Annotated in this window: 12 protein-coding genes; 6 read left to right on the forward strand and 6 right to left on the reverse strand. The window is 68.5% G+C overall.

Going from position 1 to position 15,910, the window contains the following annotated elements; all coding sequences use genetic code 11:
- Positions 1–131: 131 nt before the first annotated feature.
- Genes ACFYO1_RS09275 through ACFYO1_RS09300 form a run of 6 tightly spaced genes read left to right on the forward strand, consistent with a single transcriptional unit; the run spans position 132 to position 5,393 of the window.
- Complete coding sequence (locus tag ACFYO1_RS09275) at positions 132–1,529, forward strand: sensor histidine kinase (protein WP_387228699.1); 1,398 nt, start codon at positions 132–134, stop codon at positions 1,527–1,529.
- Positions 1,526–1,942 carry a roadblock/LC7 domain-containing protein gene (locus ACFYO1_RS09280; RefSeq protein WP_150408408.1) on the forward strand — a complete coding sequence of 139 codons (417 nt, stop codon included), beginning with the start codon at positions 1,526–1,528 and terminating at the stop codon, positions 1,940–1,942. Before ACFYO1_RS09275 ends, ACFYO1_RS09280 begins: the two co-directional genes overlap by 4 nt.
- Complete coding sequence (locus ACFYO1_RS09285; RefSeq protein ID WP_378721064.1) at positions 1,939–2,310, forward strand: DUF742 domain-containing protein; 372 nt, start codon at positions 1,939–1,941, stop codon at positions 2,308–2,310. The genes ACFYO1_RS09280 and ACFYO1_RS09285 overlap by 4 nt, the downstream gene beginning before the upstream one ends.
- A complete protein-coding gene (locus tag ACFYO1_RS09290) occupies positions 2,291–2,905 on the forward strand; it encodes an ATP/GTP-binding protein (protein ID WP_387228701.1) in 615 nt (204 codons plus the stop codon). The genes ACFYO1_RS09285 and ACFYO1_RS09290 overlap by 20 nt, the downstream gene beginning before the upstream one ends.
- Positions 2,902–4,176: a cytochrome P450 gene (locus ACFYO1_RS09295; RefSeq protein ID WP_387228704.1), complete on the forward strand. Its 1,275-nt coding sequence runs from the start codon at positions 2,902–2,904 to the stop codon at positions 4,174–4,176. The genes ACFYO1_RS09290 and ACFYO1_RS09295 overlap by 4 nt, the downstream gene beginning before the upstream one ends.
- Complete coding sequence (locus ACFYO1_RS09300) at positions 4,173–5,393, forward strand: cytochrome P450 (protein WP_387228706.1); 1,221 nt, start codon at positions 4,173–4,175, stop codon at positions 5,391–5,393. The genes ACFYO1_RS09295 and ACFYO1_RS09300 overlap by 4 nt, the downstream gene beginning before the upstream one ends.
- 13 nt (positions 5,394–5,406) lie before the next feature.
- On the opposite strand, the gene ACFYO1_RS09305 is transcribed toward ACFYO1_RS09300, so the two are convergent.
- The 6 genes from ACFYO1_RS09305 to tkt all read right to left on the reverse strand — a co-directional run bounded on the left by ACFYO1_RS09305 (position 5,407) and on the right by tkt (position 15,465).
- Positions 5,407–7,710, reverse strand: coding sequence for a thiamine pyrophosphate-dependent enzyme (locus ACFYO1_RS09305; protein ID WP_387228709.1), 2,304 nt, complete (start codon positions 7,708–7,710; stop codon positions 5,407–5,409).
- A 1,240-nt stretch (positions 7,711–8,950) separates the two neighbouring features.
- Entirely contained in the window at positions 8,951–9,700 is a 750-nt protein-coding gene (gene pgl / locus ACFYO1_RS09310) for a 6-phosphogluconolactonase (protein WP_387228711.1), read from the reverse strand.
- On the reverse strand, positions 9,693–10,601 hold the full coding sequence (gene opcA / locus ACFYO1_RS09315) for a glucose-6-phosphate dehydrogenase assembly protein OpcA (protein ID WP_387228713.1): 909 nt from the start codon (positions 10,599–10,601) through the stop codon (positions 9,693–9,695). Before opcA ends, pgl begins: the two co-directional genes overlap by 8 nt.
- Positions 10,598–12,157, reverse strand: a complete 1,560-nt coding sequence (zwf, locus tag ACFYO1_RS09320; RefSeq protein WP_387228716.1) for a glucose-6-phosphate dehydrogenase — start codon at positions 12,155–12,157, stop codon at positions 10,598–10,600. Before zwf ends, opcA begins: the two co-directional genes overlap by 4 nt.
- Before the next feature lie 5 nt (positions 12,158–12,162).
- Positions 12,163–13,317, reverse strand: coding sequence for a transaldolase (gene tal, locus ACFYO1_RS09325; RefSeq protein ID WP_387228718.1), 1,155 nt, complete (start codon positions 13,315–13,317; stop codon positions 12,163–12,165).
- A gap of 6 nt (positions 13,318–13,323) precedes the next feature.
- Positions 13,324–15,465: a transketolase gene (tkt, locus tag ACFYO1_RS09330; protein WP_387228720.1), complete on the reverse strand. Its 2,142-nt coding sequence runs from the start codon at positions 15,463–15,465 to the stop codon at positions 13,324–13,326.
- Positions 15,466–15,910 lie beyond the last annotated feature (445 nt).

Here is a 15,910-nt window from a genome sequence, read left to right on the forward strand (position 1 = left end):
ACGCGCAGGAGGGGTCGGGACACCATCAGCATGCCTTCTTGGTCTACGTGAGCGCGGAAGTACGGAACTTGTCACAGTCATTGATCGCGCCGGAAGGCGAGCGTCGGGAACCACTGTTTCGGCGGCTGCGCATGCCGCTGCTAGCCCTGCTGACCTGCGCTGCCATCACCTCGGTCGTGGTGGTGATCGCGGTGTATTTCGCGCCGACCGACTTCCGCATCCCGCTCACCGTGGGCTCGGTCATCGCCGCTATCGCGTTGTGCGCCACGGCAACCGCGGCCGTGCACTATCGCGGCGCGGCCCGGCGGGCCCGGGACTCCGCGGCGGCGATCACGGCCGAGGCGACCGCCAGGATGGCCGCCGCGAGCGAGGCCGCCGGTGTGCACGCGTGGGAAGCGAAGAACAGCGACAGCCGCCGGTCCGCGGCCATGGCCGCGTTCGCCGGTGCGGCGGGCCGCATGCAGGCGATGACCACCAGCATGCTCGCCGAACTGCGCGAGATGGAGCACCGGCACGCGGACCCGAAGGTGCTGGCCGACCTGCTGCACCTGGACCATCGCACCGCGCAGGCCGGCCGCCTCGCCGACAGCATCGCCGTGCTCAGTGGCGCCCGATCCGGGCGGCGCTGGGCCAAACCCATTGCCATGGAGTCGATCCTGCGTGGCGCCATGGGTCGCGTCGCGGGCTATCAGCGCGTCCGGTTGCGCGCCATCGCGGAAATCGCCATCGCCGGTCACGCGGCCGAGGGCGTGATGCACACCCTCGCCGAACTGCTCGACAACGCCTGTAATTTCTCCCCGCCCACCACCGAGGTGCACGTCTACGCCGCCGAGGTGCCCGCGGGCGTGGTGCTCACCATCGAGGACAGCGGCCTGGTGATGAGCGAATCGGCGCTGCGCCGGGCCGAACAGACCGTGTCGAGCACGAGCACCGACAGCCGCGGCCAACGCGCCTCCGACCTGTCCTCGCTCAGCGGTACGCGGCTCGGCCTCGCGGTCGTCGGGCACCTCGCGCGCAAGCACGGTCTCACCGTGTCCTACCGTCCGTCCGCCATCGGCGGCACCGCGGTCGTGGTGGTGGTGCCGCGCGATCTCACTGCGCGCGTTGACCGTTCGCAGCCTGCCTCGCTGGCCACCAACCCCGCGATCCCGGCCGCCTCGCTACCCACGGCGGCCGCCTCGTTGTCCTCCGCGCCGATCGCCGCCGCCCCGCAGCCCGCCGCTGTACCGGCCACCGCCGCCGTCGAACCGGCTGCCGCGGCTCAGCCGGCGGCCGCGCCCGAGCCGCAGCCGGTCGCCGAGCACACCAGCATGGGCCTGCCGAAACGCCGCCGCGGCAGCACCCTGGCCGCGGTCCACCCCGCAGGACTATCCCTACCCTCGCTCGACGCGCCCGCGGCGACCCCGCCCGCGTCGACACCGGCGAACTTCGGTGCGTTCCAGCGTGCGCTGGCCGGTCGTGACCCCGACAACTCCGCTGCCGCAACGCCTTCCCCGTCCCCTACCGTTGCCGTGGAGAATGATCGATGACCACGTCCGTGCCGTCGCAACTCAGCTGGCTGTTGGAGCAACTACTCGCTCGCACCCCGCGCACCCGACACGCTCTACTACTGTCCGGTGACGGCCTCAAGATCTGTCACACACCGGAACTCAGCATGGACAAGGCGGACCAGCTCTCCGCCATCGCCGCGGGCATCCAGAGCCTGTCGCACGGCGCCTCCGTCGAGTTCGGTGACGGCAGAGGCGGTGTGCGCCAATCGATGACGGAGTTCTACGGCGGCATCCTGTTCATCGTCGAGGCGGGCCTGGCGGCGCACATCGCGGTCGTCGCCGCCGAGGACGCGGACGCCGGCCTGGTCGGGCACAACATGCGGGAGCTGGTCGAGCAACTAGGCCATCACCTCGCGTCGAAGCCACGAGTCGGGGGAGCGAGCGTGTCGTGAACAGGCCAGGGCGCGACGACGATCCGGACCGGCTCTACACACTGACCGGAGGCCGCAGCAAACCGGACTCCGACAGCTTCGACCTGGTCACGCTCGTGGTCAGCGAATGCGATCCCACCCAGGGCATGCAGTCCGAGCACGTCGCGATCCTGGACATGTGCCGCGCGCCGACCGCGGTCGTCGAGATCGCCGCCGAGCTCCGCATCCCGGTCGGCATCGCCACCATCCTGCTGTCGGATCTGTTGCACGCAGGCAAGATCACCGTCCGGCATCCCGGTACCGGCCCCAGTTATCCTGACGCGCCGTGGAATTCGGTGCCCGACTCCACCACCCTCGAGAAGGTGCTCGTTGGACTCCGCAACCTTTGACGCTCGGCCCGCTCGTGCCGACGCACCGCTGAACAGCGCGACCCGCCAGGGACTGAAGATCGTCATCGTCGGCGGTTTCGGGGTCGGCAAGACCACCATGGTCCGCGCGGTCAGCGAGATCCGCCCGCTCGACACCGAGGCCACGATGACCAACGCGGGCATCGGCATCGACGATCCGAGCGGCGCGCCGGGCAAGTCGACCACCACGGTCGCCTTCGACTTCGGCCGCATCACCATCGACGCCGAAAACGTGCTCTACCTGTTCGGCGCGCCCGGGCAGGAACGGTTCTTCTTCCTCTGGGACCGGTTGTTCTCCGGTGCGCTGGGCGCGATCGTGCTGGTCGACCAGCGCCGGATCGCCGACTCCTGGTACGCCATCGACCGCCTCGAAGCGCAGCGCACCCGATTCGTGGTGGCCTGCAACAACTTCGGCGGTCCGTCCCGATTGGACGAAGTGCGCGACGCCCTCGATCTGGATCCGCAGGTGCCGCTGGTCGACTGCGACGCGAGGTCGCGCGAATCCTGTAAGGGCGTGCTGATCACCCTGATCGAGCAAATCTATGCCGATGCCCCGCGAGCGGAGACCGCATCATGACCACCTCCAGCGCAGCCGCGGCTGCCACCGGCGGCTGCCCGGTCACCGGCTCGGTGCCGCTGAGCGGCCCCCGGTTCCACACCGACCCGCAGCATCTCTACCGGGAGATGCGCCGCGAGCACGGGCCCGTCGTTTCCGTCGAACTGCCCGGCAATGTGCCCGCCTGGCTGGTCATCGGGTACCGCGAGCTGCATCAGGTCACCAGCGACCCCGAGCTGTTTCCGCGCGACGTGAGCCTGTGGAATCAGTGGCCGAACATCCCCGAGGACTGGCCGTTGCTGCCGATGGTCGGGCAGCCGCGGCCGTCGATCTACTTCACCGCGGGCGCCGAGCATCGCCGGCACGTGGCGATGGTCGAGCCCGCGCTGGAATCGGTCGACCCGTTCGAATTGCGCCGCACCTGTGAGGAATTGGCCGACCGGCTGATCGACGGATTCTGTGGTCGCGGCGAGGCCGATCTGGTCGCCGAGTTCGCCGTGCCGATGCCGGTGCTCGCGCTCGCCTGGGCCCTCGGCTTCCCCGACGAGGACGGGCCGCGGCTGGCCTGGAGCATGAAGGCGCTCGCCGACGGCGGCGCCGACGCGCAAGCCGCGTACGGCCGTTACTACGAGCAGATGCAGCAGGTGCTCGCCTCGAAGAAGGCGCGGCCCGGCAGCGACCTGGTGTCCCGGATGCTCGCGCACCCCGGCCCGTTCAGCGACGAGGAGTATGTACAGGACCTGATGGCGGTCACCGCCGCCGGGCACCTGCCGACCGCCGACTGGATCGGCAACTCGGTACGGCTCATGCTCACCGACGACCGGTTCGCCGCGGCGCTCGGCGGCGGGCGGCGCAGCGTCGGCGAGGCGATGAACGAGGTGCTGTGGGAGGACACGCCGACCCAGATCCTCGCCGGGCGCTGGGCGGCGCGCGATACCCGGTTGGCCGACAAGGTGATCCGGGCCGGTGACATGCTGCTGCTCGGCCTGGCCGCCGCCAACGCGGATCCGCACGTGCGCCAGCACCTGGTCGACGGCGTCGAACCGGCGCACACGGGCAACAGCGCGCACTTCGCGTTCAGCTACGGCGAGTACCGGTGCCCGTTCCCGGCGCAGCAACTGGCCGAGATCATCGCGCGGACCAGCATCGAGGTGCTGCTCGACCGGCTGCCCGATATCGACCTGTCCGTTCCCGCGCAGAACCTGGTCCGGCGTCCATCGGCGTTCCTGCGCGGCATGACTTCTTTGCCGGTTCGTTTCACCCCAGTTCGTGCAGTCGGAGGTACCCAGTGACCCAAACATGTCCATTCGCCATCGATCCGATGGTCGGTGACCTCGCTGGAGAGACCACCTATCTGCGTACCAACGGTCCGGTGGCGCGGATCGAACTGCTCGGTGTCCCCGCGTGGACGATCACCGAGCACGCGGTGGCGCGGCAGTTGCTCGTCGATCCTCGGCTGATCAAAGACATCAGCGGATGGTCGTTGTGGAACTCGGGTGTGGTGACGCGGCAGTGGCCGTTGATCGGCATGATCGATGCCGGGCGTTCAATGTTCACCGTGGACGGCGCCGAGCACCGGCGGCTGCGGATCAAGACGACGCAGGCGCTCTCACCGCGCCGACTAGAGGACATCCGTCCGGTCATCGAGCGACTAACGGCGGAACTGCTGGACGATCTCAGTGCCGTGGGCAGCGGGGATTCGGTCGTCGACCTCAAAGAGGTCTTCGCCTATCCGCTGCCCATGCGCGTTATCAGCGAGCTGATGGGCGTGGATCGCGCCGATCATCCGATGCTGCTCACCTGGTACAAAGCGTTCTTCTCGTTGCTCACCCCGCAGGACGAGCGGTTGCGGGTGATCGACGAAATGGACGTCTACTACACGGATTTGGTGCGGAAGAAGACCGCGAATCCGACCGACGATCTCACCAGCGCCCTCATCCTGGCCGCGGACGGCGGGGAGCCGCTGACCGAGGAGGAAGTGGTCGGCAACCTGAAGGCGCTGGTCGCCGCGGGGCACGAGACCACAGTCGGGCTGATCCTCAATGCCGTGCGCGCGCTGCTGGCCCGCCCCGAACAGCTGGACAAGGTCCGCGGCGGCGACGTCGAGTGGAAGCAGGTCGTGGAGGAAACCCTGCGCTGGGACAGCCCGGTCAGCCACCTGCTGATGCGCTTCGCGACCGAGGACATCACCATCGGCGACACCGTGATCGAGAAGGGCGAGGGCGTCGTCATGTCCTACCGCGCCATCGGCCGTGACACCGCCGTACACGGCGAGGACTCCGACGATTTCGACATCACCCGCTCAACCTCCAACCGCCACTTGACCTTCGGCCACGGTCCGCACATTTGCCCCGGTGCGGCGCTGTCCCGCCTCGAAGCCGGCATCGCGCTGCCCGCGCTGTTCGAGCGTTTCCCGAACCTGCGCCTGGCGGTCCCCGACGAGGAAATCCGCAACCTCCCGGTCCTCACCCAAAACGACTTGGCCGCGTTCCCAGTGCATTTGGGCTGACTATTCGGCATGCCTACTCCGCCAAGAGTTTTCCGGCGGCGGATTCGATTCTGGTTTCGTCGAGAAGGACCGTGTCGGCGGCGGGGCCCAGGGGGACGAAGCTGTCTTCGCTGGTCACCCTGGCGATGCGGCCGTCGAAGCCGGCGTCGATGAGGGCGGCGCAGAGGGATTCGGAAACGCCTCCGCTGTGGCGGGTTTCGTCGGCGATGAGGACTCGGCCGGTGGCGCGGGCGTGCTGGAGGAGGTCGTCGATGGGGAGCGGGGAGAGCCAGCGGAGGTCGAGCACTCGGGTCCGGATGCCGCGGTCGGTCAGGCGGCGGGCTACGCGCAGGCTCATGGGGACGCCGTTGGCGAACGAGACGATGGTCAGATCGGTGCCGTCGCCGTAGACGCGGGCTCGGCCGATTTCGGCGTGCGTGGTGTCGGAAGGGGTTGCGAGCCAGGCATTGTCGCCGGGCTCGTGCAGGTCGCGGGTGTGGTAGAGGGCGATCGGCTCCAAGTAGATACAGACTCGGCCGTCCACTCGGGCGGCGGAGACGCAGGTGCGCAGGAGGGCGGCGGCATCGTCGGCGCGAGCGGGCGAGGCGACGACGACGCCCGGAATGTCGCGCAGGGCGGCGATGGAGTTGTCGTTGTGGAAGTGACCGCCGAAACCCTTCTGGTACGCGTAGCCGGCGATCCGGACGACCATCGGATTGCGGTACTGCCCAGCGGAAAAGAACGACAGGGTGGCCGCCTCGCCGCGCAACTGGTCGGCGGCGTTGTGCACATAAGCCAGATACTGGATTTCGGGGATCGGCACGAACCCGGCTAGCGCCGTGCCGAGGGCGGTGCCGAGCACGCTTTGCTCGTCCAGCAGGGTGTCGAAGACCCGGCGCTTACCGAATTGCTTTTGCAGGCCCTTGGTTACGCCGTACACACCGCCCTTGCGGCCGACGTCCTCGCCGAACACGAGCACGTCGCGGTCGCGGGTCAGCAGACCGGCCAGGGTGCGGTTGATCGACTGTCCGAGGGTCATCGGATCCATCACCCCCGCAACAGGATTCGGATCGTCCGCGGAATCCCGCACGGCGCTTCGCGGCCTGTCGTCATCTGCCGTGCCGAGAAGCGGTGACACCTGCGCTCCGACCGAGGTCCGTCCGGTCTCGAACGCGGCCGGTTCCGCTTGTCGGAGCACATCCGCACGCACCTGTGCCGGATGGGTCGGGGCGAGGGGTGCGATCACCGATGCCGCCGAGGTCAATTTGGGTTCGCGGCAGACGAGTTCGGCTGTGGTGGTGACGCGGTGGGCGATGTCGTCGTAGCGTTGCAGGATCTCGGTGGGCGTGGCGACGCCGGTGGCGACGAGCAGGCGGGCGGTCGCGGTGACCGGGTCGCGGAGCAGGTCGGCGGCGATGTCGGCGGGTCTGCGGTAGGCGGCTTCGACATCGGAGCCGGCGTGGCCCATCAGCCGGACCGTGCGCAGGTGCAGGAAGGCGGGCTTGCGGTGCTCGCGGACCCAGGCGGCGGCCGCGGTGGACGTGGTCAGCGCGTCGATGGGATCGCAGCCGTCGGCGCCGAAATACTCCAGGCCGGCCCGGGATCCGTACGCCTGCTGGATCCAATCCGCCGGAGTCGGGACACTGATCCCGATGCCGTTGTCCTCGCAGAGAAACAGGATGGGCAGCGGAACACCTTGGCGCGCGGTATGAATCGCGGCATTGATCGCGCCCGCCGCGGTGGAGTGGTTGGCCGAGGCGTCACCGAAACTGCACAGCACCACCGCATCCGACGGCCACTCGCTCGAAACACCCAGTCGCGCGGCCCGATCGATCGCGAACGCGAGCCCGACCGCGCGCGGCAGGTGGGAGGCGATGGTCGAGGTCTGCGGGATGACGGCGGCCGGCTTGCTGCCGAACACCTTGTGCCGCCCACCGGAAATCGGATCCGCCGCCGCGGCGACAATGCCGAGCAGCACGTCGCGAATCGGGTCGAGCCCCGGCACCCGCCGAGTCCGCTGCACGAAGAACGCCCCCGACCGATAGTGCAGCAACGCCGGGTCGGTCACCCGAAGCGCCACTCCCAGCGCCGCATTCCCCTCATGCCCCGACGACCCGATGCTGTAGAAACCGCGCTTGCTCGCGCCCAACTGCCGAGCAGCCAAGTCCAACTGCCTGCTCGTCGCCTGAGACTCGAACAGCTCCAGCAGCACCTCACCGGTAATCCCCGGCGCGATGTCCGCCGCCCGCCCCGGCGTCAACCCTCCGACCGCCGCCCGAAACCGATCATCAAGAACCTTGCCCGGACTGGATCCAGCCTTCGCGTCCCGCTCGCTCATTCGCGCCAGCATATCGCCCACCCGATGTTTTTGCGCGCGATAGCCACTCCTGCCGAACTAATTCCCGCCAACTAGCCGAAATCAACCCAAATGGTCGGCCATAGCTGCTTCCGTCCCACCATCTCTCCACCCCGCCAATCAGCAGAGACCCGTACCCGTGCGATCCAGCCGCGGACCCGTTGTCTTATCGGCCAGCCGAAACTGAGACCGCCCGCCCGACCACGTCCCCCGAGACACTCAGTCCCCGACGGTGCACCGAACGGACGTGGCACAGCGCCGACTCGACGATTCCCTCAGCTATGTCCCACTCGGCGTGCAATGTTGCGCCGAACGGGACTAGGCGGAGCGCCTACTCGACGTTTGCCTCAACCTTGTCCCGCTCGGTGTGCGGTGGTGGGCCGAGCGGGACTGGGTGGAGTGCCTACTCGGCGTTCGTCTTGGCCTTGTCCCGTTTGGTGTGCGGTGGTGGGCCGAACGGGACTGGGCTGGGCGCTTACTCGACGTCTGTCTCGGCCTTGTCCCGTTCGGTGTGCGGTGGTGGGCCGAGCGGGTCTGGGTGGAGCGCTTACTCGACGTTCGTCGCGACCCTGTCTCACTCGATGTGCGGTGGTGGGGCGAGCGAGGCATGGTGGACGGCCTGCGGCATGTTCGCCTTGACTATGTCCCGGTGCGGGCCGTCTACTCGACGTTCGTCTCGGCCCTGCCCCGCTCGGTGTGCGGTGGTGCGCCGAACAGGACTGGGCTGGGCGCTTACTCGACGTTTGTTTGTCTCGGCCTGGTCCCGTTCGGTGTGCGGTGGTGGGGCGAGCGGGTCTGGGTGGAGCGCTTACTCGACGTTTGTCTCGGCCTGGTCCCGTTCGCGTGCGGTGGTGGGCCGAACGGGGCTAGGCGGAGCGCCTTCTCGGCGTTTGTCTCGGCCCTGTCCCGTTCGGTGTGCGGTGGTGGGGCGAGCGGGACTGGGTGGAGCGCCTACTCGACGTTTGCCTCAACCTTGTCCCGCTCGGCGTGCGGTGGTGCGCCGAACGGGACTAGGTGGAGTGCCTTCTCGGCGTTTGTCTCGGCCTTGTCCCGTTCGGCGTGCGGTGGTGGGGCGAGGAGGCATGGTGGACGGCCTCGCTGGTGTTCGCCTCGGGTCTGTCCCTGGTTGGGAAGGGCGAGTCTATGCGGTGGGCGGGGCGGAACGTGGTGGAAGGCCTTCTCGATGTTCGGCTCGGCCCTGTCCCGGTTCGGCCGGTGACGCTCAGTCCGGGAGTTGCAGGGCGGAGGCTGCTTCTTGGTCGAGGAGCCAGGTGGTGGATTCTTGGCCTACTGCGCCGGCGGCGGGGATTTCTACCGGGTCGGCGCCGGAGATGGCGGCGGCTACGGCGTCGGCTTTGGCTGCGCCGCCTACTACCAGGACTACGTGGCGGGTGCGGTGGATGGCGGGGAGGGTGAGGGTTACTCGCACCGGGGGTGGTTTGGGGGAGTTGGTAACAGCTACGACGAGGTCGTGGGTTTCGCGGACGGCGTCGGTGTGCGGGAAGAGGGAGTTGATGTGTCCTTCGCCGCCCATACCGAGGAGGTGCAGGTCGAAGGAGCCGTGCTCGGCCAGGTAGGCGTGGACGGCGGTGGAGTATTCGGCCGCGGCCTCGAGCGGGTCGGGGTATTCGCCGTCGGAGGCGGCCACGGGGTGCACGCGGGCCGGGTCGACGGGGACGTGGTCGAGCAGGGCCTCGCGGGCCTGGCGGTCGTTGCGTTCCGCGTCGGTGGCGGGAACGAAACGTTCGTCGCCCCAGAAGAAGTCGACGTTGGACCAGTCGATGTCGCCGGGCGATTTGCGCACCAGTTCGAGCAGGCCGATGCCGGTGCCGCCGCCGGTCAGGACGACCGACGCGGTGCCGCGCTCGGCCTGGGCGGCCACCACGACGTCGACGAAGCGTTCCGCCGCGGCGGCGATCAGGGATTCGGTATCGATGTGGACTTCGACGGTGTCTTCAGCGGGCTCACTCATAGGTCACCTTCTCGATTCCGGCGAGGGCCTCGGCGTAGATCTCGTCGGCATCGAGTCGGCGCAGTTCCTCGGCGAGGCAGTCGCGAGTTTCCCGGCGGGCCAACGCGATTCGCTGATCGGGGTCGCCGGTTCGGGTCAGGGTGGCGGTGCGCCCGGTCTGCGGTCGCTCGATGGTGACCGACACGGACGGGCGGTGGATCTCCACCCGCAGCGCGCCGGAGCGGCGGACGACCGGGCAGCCGAGGCGGATGGCGAGCCACCCGGCCAGGGTGTCCAGCGCCGGTTCGTCGCGCAGCCCGGAGACCAGCACCGATTCGACCGACTCGAAGGGCGGTTCGTCCAGCGCGGCGGCCAGCAGCGCGCGCCAGTAGGTGATCCGGCTCCAGGCCAGATCGGTGTCGCCGGCGGCATAGGACCCGAGCCGCTTCTTGATCGCGGCCTGCGGGTCGGCGGCGTAGGTGGCGTCGGTGATGCGCCGAGTCGCCAGGCGTCCCACCGAATCCTTGGACGGGAACTCCGGGGCGCCGCGCGGCCACCAGGCCACCACCGGGGTGTCCGGCAGCAGGAACGGGATGACCACGCTGCTCTCGTGATTGATCAGCTCGCCTTGCAGCCGCAGCACGATCACCTCGGCCGCGCCGGCATCGCCGCCGACCCGGATCTGCGCGTCCAGCCGGGTCTCGGCGTCGCGGTCACCGCGGGCCAGAACGACCACCCGGCAAGGGTGTTCGCGGCTCGCGTCGTTGGCCGCGTCGATCGCGTCTTCGGCCTCGGAGCTGTCCAGCGTGCACACCACCAGGGTGAGCACCCGCATCATGGTGATTACGCCGTTGCTCTCGCGCAGTTGCACGATGCGCTTGGTGACCTCGCCGGTAGTGGTGTTCGGGATGTCGATGATCACGGCCGCCGCCATTCACGCCCGGTGCGGGCGAGCATCTCGTCGGCCGAGGCGGGACCCCAGGTGCCCGCCTCGTACGGTTCGGGTTTGCCTTCGGTGGCCCAGTGTTCGAGCACCGGATCCAGGATGCCCCAGGACAATTCGACCTCCGCGTTCACCGGGAACAGGGACGGCACCCCGAGCAGCACGTCGAGGATCAGGCGCTCGTAGGCCTCGGGGGAGGACTCGGTGAACGCCTCGCCGTAGCTGAAATCCATGTTGACGTCGCGCACTTCCATGCTCGACCCGGGCACCTTCGACCCGAACCGGGTGGTGATGCCCTCGTCCGGCTGCACTCGGATGACCAGCGCGTTCTGCCCGAGATCCTCGGTCATGGTCTGGTCGAACGGCAGGTGCGGCGCCCGCTTGAACATCACCGCGATCTCGGTCACCCTGCGCCCCAGCCGTTTTCCGGTGCGCAGGTAGAACGGCACGCCGGCCCAGCGGCGGGTGTCGACCTCCAGCGTGATCGCGGCGTAGGTCTCGGTGCGCGATTGCGGGTCGAAACCCTCCTCGTCGAGCAGGCCGACCACGTGCTCGCCGCCCTGCCAGCCCTCCGCGTACTGTCCGCGCGCGGTCGTCTGATCAAGCGGCTCGACGAGTTTCGTCGCCGAGAGCACCTTGATCTTCTCCGCCTGCAACTGCTTGGGCTGGAAGCTGATCGGCTCCTCCATCGCGGTGAGCGCGAGCAGCTGCAACAGGTGGTTCTGGATGACGTCGCGGGCGGCGCCGATGCCGTCGTAATAGCCTGCGCGCCCGCCCAATCCGATGTCCTCGGCCATGGTGATCTGCACATGGTCGACGTAGTTGGCGTTCCAGATCGGGTCGTAGAGCTGGTTGGCGAAGCGCAGCGCCAGGATGTTCTGCACCGTCTCCTTGCCGAGGTAGTGGTCGATCCGGAAGACGGTCTCCTCCGGGAACACCCCGTTGACCAGCGCGTTGAGCTCCTGCGCGCTCTCCAGATCGTGCCCGAACGGCTTCTCGATCACCACTCGGCGCCACGGCTTGCGCCCGGCGGTGTCGGTGCTGCTCGGCTGCGCGAGCCCGTGCTCGGAGAGCTGGTTGAGCACCACCGGGAACATGTTGGGCGGAATCGACAGGTAGAAGGCGTGATTGCCGCCGGTGCCGCGCTCCTTGTCCAGCGTCGCCAGGGTGTCGGCGAGGGTGGCGAAGGCCTTGTCGTCGTCGAAACTGCCCTGCACGAACCGGATTCCCTCGGCCAGGTGGTCCCAGACCTCCTGGCGGAAGGGCGTGCGGGCGTGCGTTTTCACCGAGTCGAGCACGACCTCGGCGAAGTCTTCGTCGGCGTAGTCGCGCCGGGCGAAGCCGACAAGCGCGAAACCCGGGGGCAGCAGCCCCCGGTTCGCGAGGTCGTAGATGGCCGGCATCAACTTCTTCCGGGACAGGTCACCGGTGACACCGAAGATCACCATGCTGCACGGGCCCGCGATGCGCGGCACCCGCTTGTCCCGCTCGTCGCGCAGCGGGTTCTGCCAGGTCGGGTTCTTGTTGCCGGCCATCGTCGTCAGTTGTTCCCGGCCTCGGCGGACACCTCGTCATCGGCCGCGGACAGCTCTTCGGTCGTGGCGGAAAGCAGTTCCGCCCAAGACTTTTCGAACTTGTCCACGCCCTCGGTCTCCAGCACCTGGAACACGTCGTCCAGATCGATGCCGATGGCGGAGAGCTTGTCGAAGACCTCCTGCGACGCCGCGGCGGTGCCGCTGAGCGTGTCGCCACGGATCTCGGCGTGATCGGCGACCGCCTCCAGCGTCTTCTCCGGCAGCGTGTTCACCGTGTTCGGACCCACCAGCTCGGTGACGTACATGACGTCGGAGTACTCGGGGTTCTTCACGCCGGTCGAAGCCCACAGCGGCCGTTGACGATTCGCGCCCGCGGCACTGAGGTGGTTGTAGGTGGAGGTGTGCGCGCCACCGTCGAACACGTCCTGGTATTCGGCATAGGCCAAGCGCGCGTTGGCGATTCCGGCCTGCCCGCGCAGCGCGAGCGCCTCGTCGGTGCCGATCGCCTCGAGCCGCTTGTCGATCTCGGTGTCCACCCGGGACACGAAGAACGAAGCGACCGAATGGATCTTGCCCAGGTCGTGGCCCGCGGTCTTGGCGCTGCGCAGGCCGTCGAGGTAGGCGCCCATCACCGCGCGGTAGCGCTTGACCGAGAAGATCAGCGTCACGTTCACGCTGATGCCCTCGGCGATCGTCTTGGTGATCGCGGGCAGGCCCGCCTCGGTGGCCGGGATCTTGATGAACAGATTCGGCCGGTCGACGGTCTTCCACAGGTCGATCGCCTGCGCGAGGGTCTTGTCCGCGTCGAAGGCGAAGCGCGGGTCGACCTCGATGGAGACGCGGCCGTCGACACCGTTGGACGCCTCGAAGACGTCGGCGAACACATCACAGGCCGAGCGCACGTCGTCGGTGGTGATGATGCGGATCGCGGCATCGGCGTCCGCGCCCTGGGCGGCAAGCTCTTTCAGCTGGCCGTCGTAGGCGTGACCCTTGCTGAGCGCGCCCTGGAAGATCGTCGGGTTGGTGGTGACCCCGACGACGTTGCGGGTTTCGATCAGCTCGGCCAGGTTGCCGGACTGGATCCGGTCCCTGGACAGGTCGTCGAGCCATACGGACACACCTGCCGCGGACAGGGCGGCGGTATTCGCGTTCTGTGCCATGAGCGCTTATCCCTTCACGTTCTCGAGTGCGCGCTGCGCGGCGGCAACGACGTTGTCCGGAGTGAAGCCGAACTCGCGGAACAGGGTCTTGTAGTCGGCCGAGGCACCGAAGTGCTCGATCGAGACGATCTCGCCCGCGTCACCGACGAACCGGTGCCACGGCATCGCGATGCCGGCCTCGACGCTGACCCTGGCCCGGACCGAGGGCGGGAGCACCTCGTCCCGGTACGCCTTGTCCTGCGCGTCGAACCACTCCACACACGGCATCGAAACCACCCGGGTGCCGATGCCCTGCGCCTCCAGCGTAGTCCGGGCCTCGACCGCGAGCTGGAGCTCCGAACCGGTGGCGATGAGAATCACCTGCGGAGTGCCGGTGGAGGATTCGGCGAGGATGTAGCCGCCCTTGGCGACACCCTCGTAGCTGGTGCCCTCCTGGATCGGCAGGTCCTGGCGGGTCAGCGCGAGCGCCGACGGGCCGTCCTGATGCGGCGGCTCGGAGACCGAGAAGTGCGAGGTGTGCTCGCTGCTGTCGCGCTCGAGGATGGTCCGCCACGCGTAGGTGGTCTCGTTGGCGTCGCCGGGGCGCACCACATTGAGGCCGGGGATGGCGCGCAGCGCGGCCAGGTGCTCGATCGGCTGATGCGTCGGGCCGTCCTCGCCGAGGCCGATCGAGTCGTGCGTCCACACGTAGATGGCGGGCACGCGCATCAGCGCGGCCAGGCGCACCGCGGGCCGCATGTAGTCGCTGAACACCAGGAAGGTACCGCCGTACGGGCGGGTCGGGCCGTGCAGCGCGATGCCGTTGAGGATCGCGCCCATCGCGTGCTCGCGCACACCGAAGTGCAGGGTGCGGCCGTACGGGTTGGCCTTCCACATGCCGGTGGAGATCGACTCGGGGCCGAAGCTGCCCTCGCCGGACATCGTGGTGTTGTTGGACTCGGCGAGGTCGGCCGAGCCGCCCCACAGTTCCGGCAGCACCGGCGCGAGCGCGGCGAGCACCTTGCCGGAGGCCTTGCGGGTGGCGACGCCCTTCGGGTCCGGTTCGTAGGTCGGCAGGCTCTCCGCCCAGCCCTTGGGCAGATCGCGCTTGGCGAGCCGATCGAACAGGGACTTGTTCTCCGGGTTGGCCTTCGCCCACGCGTCGAACTGCTCCTGCCAGGCGGCGTGCGCCTGCTTGCCGCGCTCGATCGCCTTGCGGGTGTGCTCGATCACCGCGGCGTCGACCTCGAAGGTCTGCTCGGGATCGAAGCCGAGGATCTTCTTGGTGGCGGCCACCTCGTCCGCGCCCAGGGCGGCGCCGTGCGCGGCACCGGTGTTCATCTTGTTGGGCGCCGGGTAGCCGATGATGGTGCGCAGCACGATGATCGACGGCTTGCCGGTCTCCGCCTTGGCCGCGGCCAGCGCCGACTCGATGGCGACGACGTCCTCGCCGCCCTCGACGACCTGGACGTGCCAGCCGTACGCCTCGTAGCGCTTGGCCACGTCCTCGTCGAACGCGATGGTGGTGTCGTCCTCGATGGAGATCTTGTTGTCGTCGTAGATCAGCACGAGGTTGCCCAGCTGCTGGGTGCCCGCGAGCGAGGACGCCTCCGAGGTGACGCCCTCCTCCATGTCGCCGTCGGAGGCGATCACGTAGATGAAGTGATCGAACGGGCTCTCGCCCGGCGCGGCGTTCGGATCGAACAGGCCGCGCTCGCGGCGCGCCGCCATCGCCATGCCGACCGCGGAGGCCAGACCCTGACCCAGCGGGCCGGTGGTGATCTCGACGCCGTCGGTGTGCCGGAACTCGGGGTGGCCCGGGGTGAGCGAGCCCCACTTGCGCAGGTTCTTCAGGTCATCGAGCTCCAGGCCGAAACCGGCCAGGTACAGCTGGATGTACTGGGTGATGCTGGAGTGACCGCAGGACAGCACGAAGCGGTCCCGGCCGACCCAGCTCGGATCGCTCGGATCGATCCGCATGGTGCGCTGGTAGAGGGAGTACGCCAGCGGCGCCAGGCTCATCGCGGTGCCCGGGTGCCCATTTCCGGCGTTCTGTACCGCGTCCGCGGCGAGCACTCGGATCGTGTCGACGGCCTTGGTGTCCAGATCCGTCCAGTCGTCCGGGTGATTCGGCTGAGTGAGGGCGCGGATGTCGTCTGTGACTGACACGACCGAGGTTCTCCTGACATTGGTTTCGTCGACGGCGGCATTACGGGCGGCGAGGAACGCACGGCGGCGGCGCGTGCAAGCCGGTGTGTACCCAACCACCCTAGATGTGCCCGCTCACGGAGACGAGGGGAACCCTGTGTTTATTGGTCGCGCGGGCGCGACGTGTTCGCGGCCCCCGGGTGTCTCGCGTCCGAGCGGTCGAGACTCGCGACTTCGTCGCATGCGCTTCGACCACTCGGACGCGAGACGGGCCGCGAACGCGCTCGTAAGACTCGCTTTGTGCGAGGTGGGTTGGGCTGGTCGCTTATGCGGGCGTTCGCTGGAGCTGTGCCTATGCACCCGTGTGCTGGACCACATTTCGGATGTCGTTGCGTGGGGCTATGCGCGGAGCTGGGTCGGCGGGGGTCTACCATCCTCTGTAGTAGTAGCCGCGCCGCACGGCTGA

Origin of the sequence: Nocardia sp. NPDC006044, from assembly GCF_042871115.1 — a bacterium.
Taxonomy (GTDB): Bacteria; Actinomycetota; Actinomycetes; order Mycobacteriales; family Mycobacteriaceae; genus Nocardia.

Coding starts and splice junctions, on each gene's coding strand:
- ACFYO1_RS09275 (WP_387228699.1), top strand. CDS start 132: ATGCCGCTGCTAGCCCTGCTGACCTGCGCTGCCATCACCTCGGTCGTG.
- ACFYO1_RS09280 (WP_150408408.1), top strand. CDS start 1,526: ATGACCACGTCCGTGCCGTCGCAACTCAGCTGGCTGTTGGAGCAACTA.
- ACFYO1_RS09295 (WP_387228704.1), top strand. CDS start 2,902: ATGACCACCTCCAGCGCAGCCGCGGCTGCCACCGGCGGCTGCCCGGTC.
- ACFYO1_RS09305 (WP_387228709.1), bottom strand. CDS start 7,710: ATGAGCGAGCGGGACGCGAAGGCTGGATCCAGTCCGGGCAAGGTTCTT.
- pgl (WP_387228711.1), bottom strand. CDS start 9,700: ATGAGTGAGCCCGCTGAAGACACCGTCGAAGTCCACATCGATACCGAA.
- zwf (WP_387228716.1), bottom strand. CDS start 12,157: ATGGCCGGCAACAAGAACCCGACCTGGCAGAACCCGCTGCGCGACGAG.
- tal (WP_387228718.1), bottom strand. CDS start 13,317: ATGGCACAGAACGCGAATACCGCCGCCCTGTCCGCGGCAGGTGTGTCC.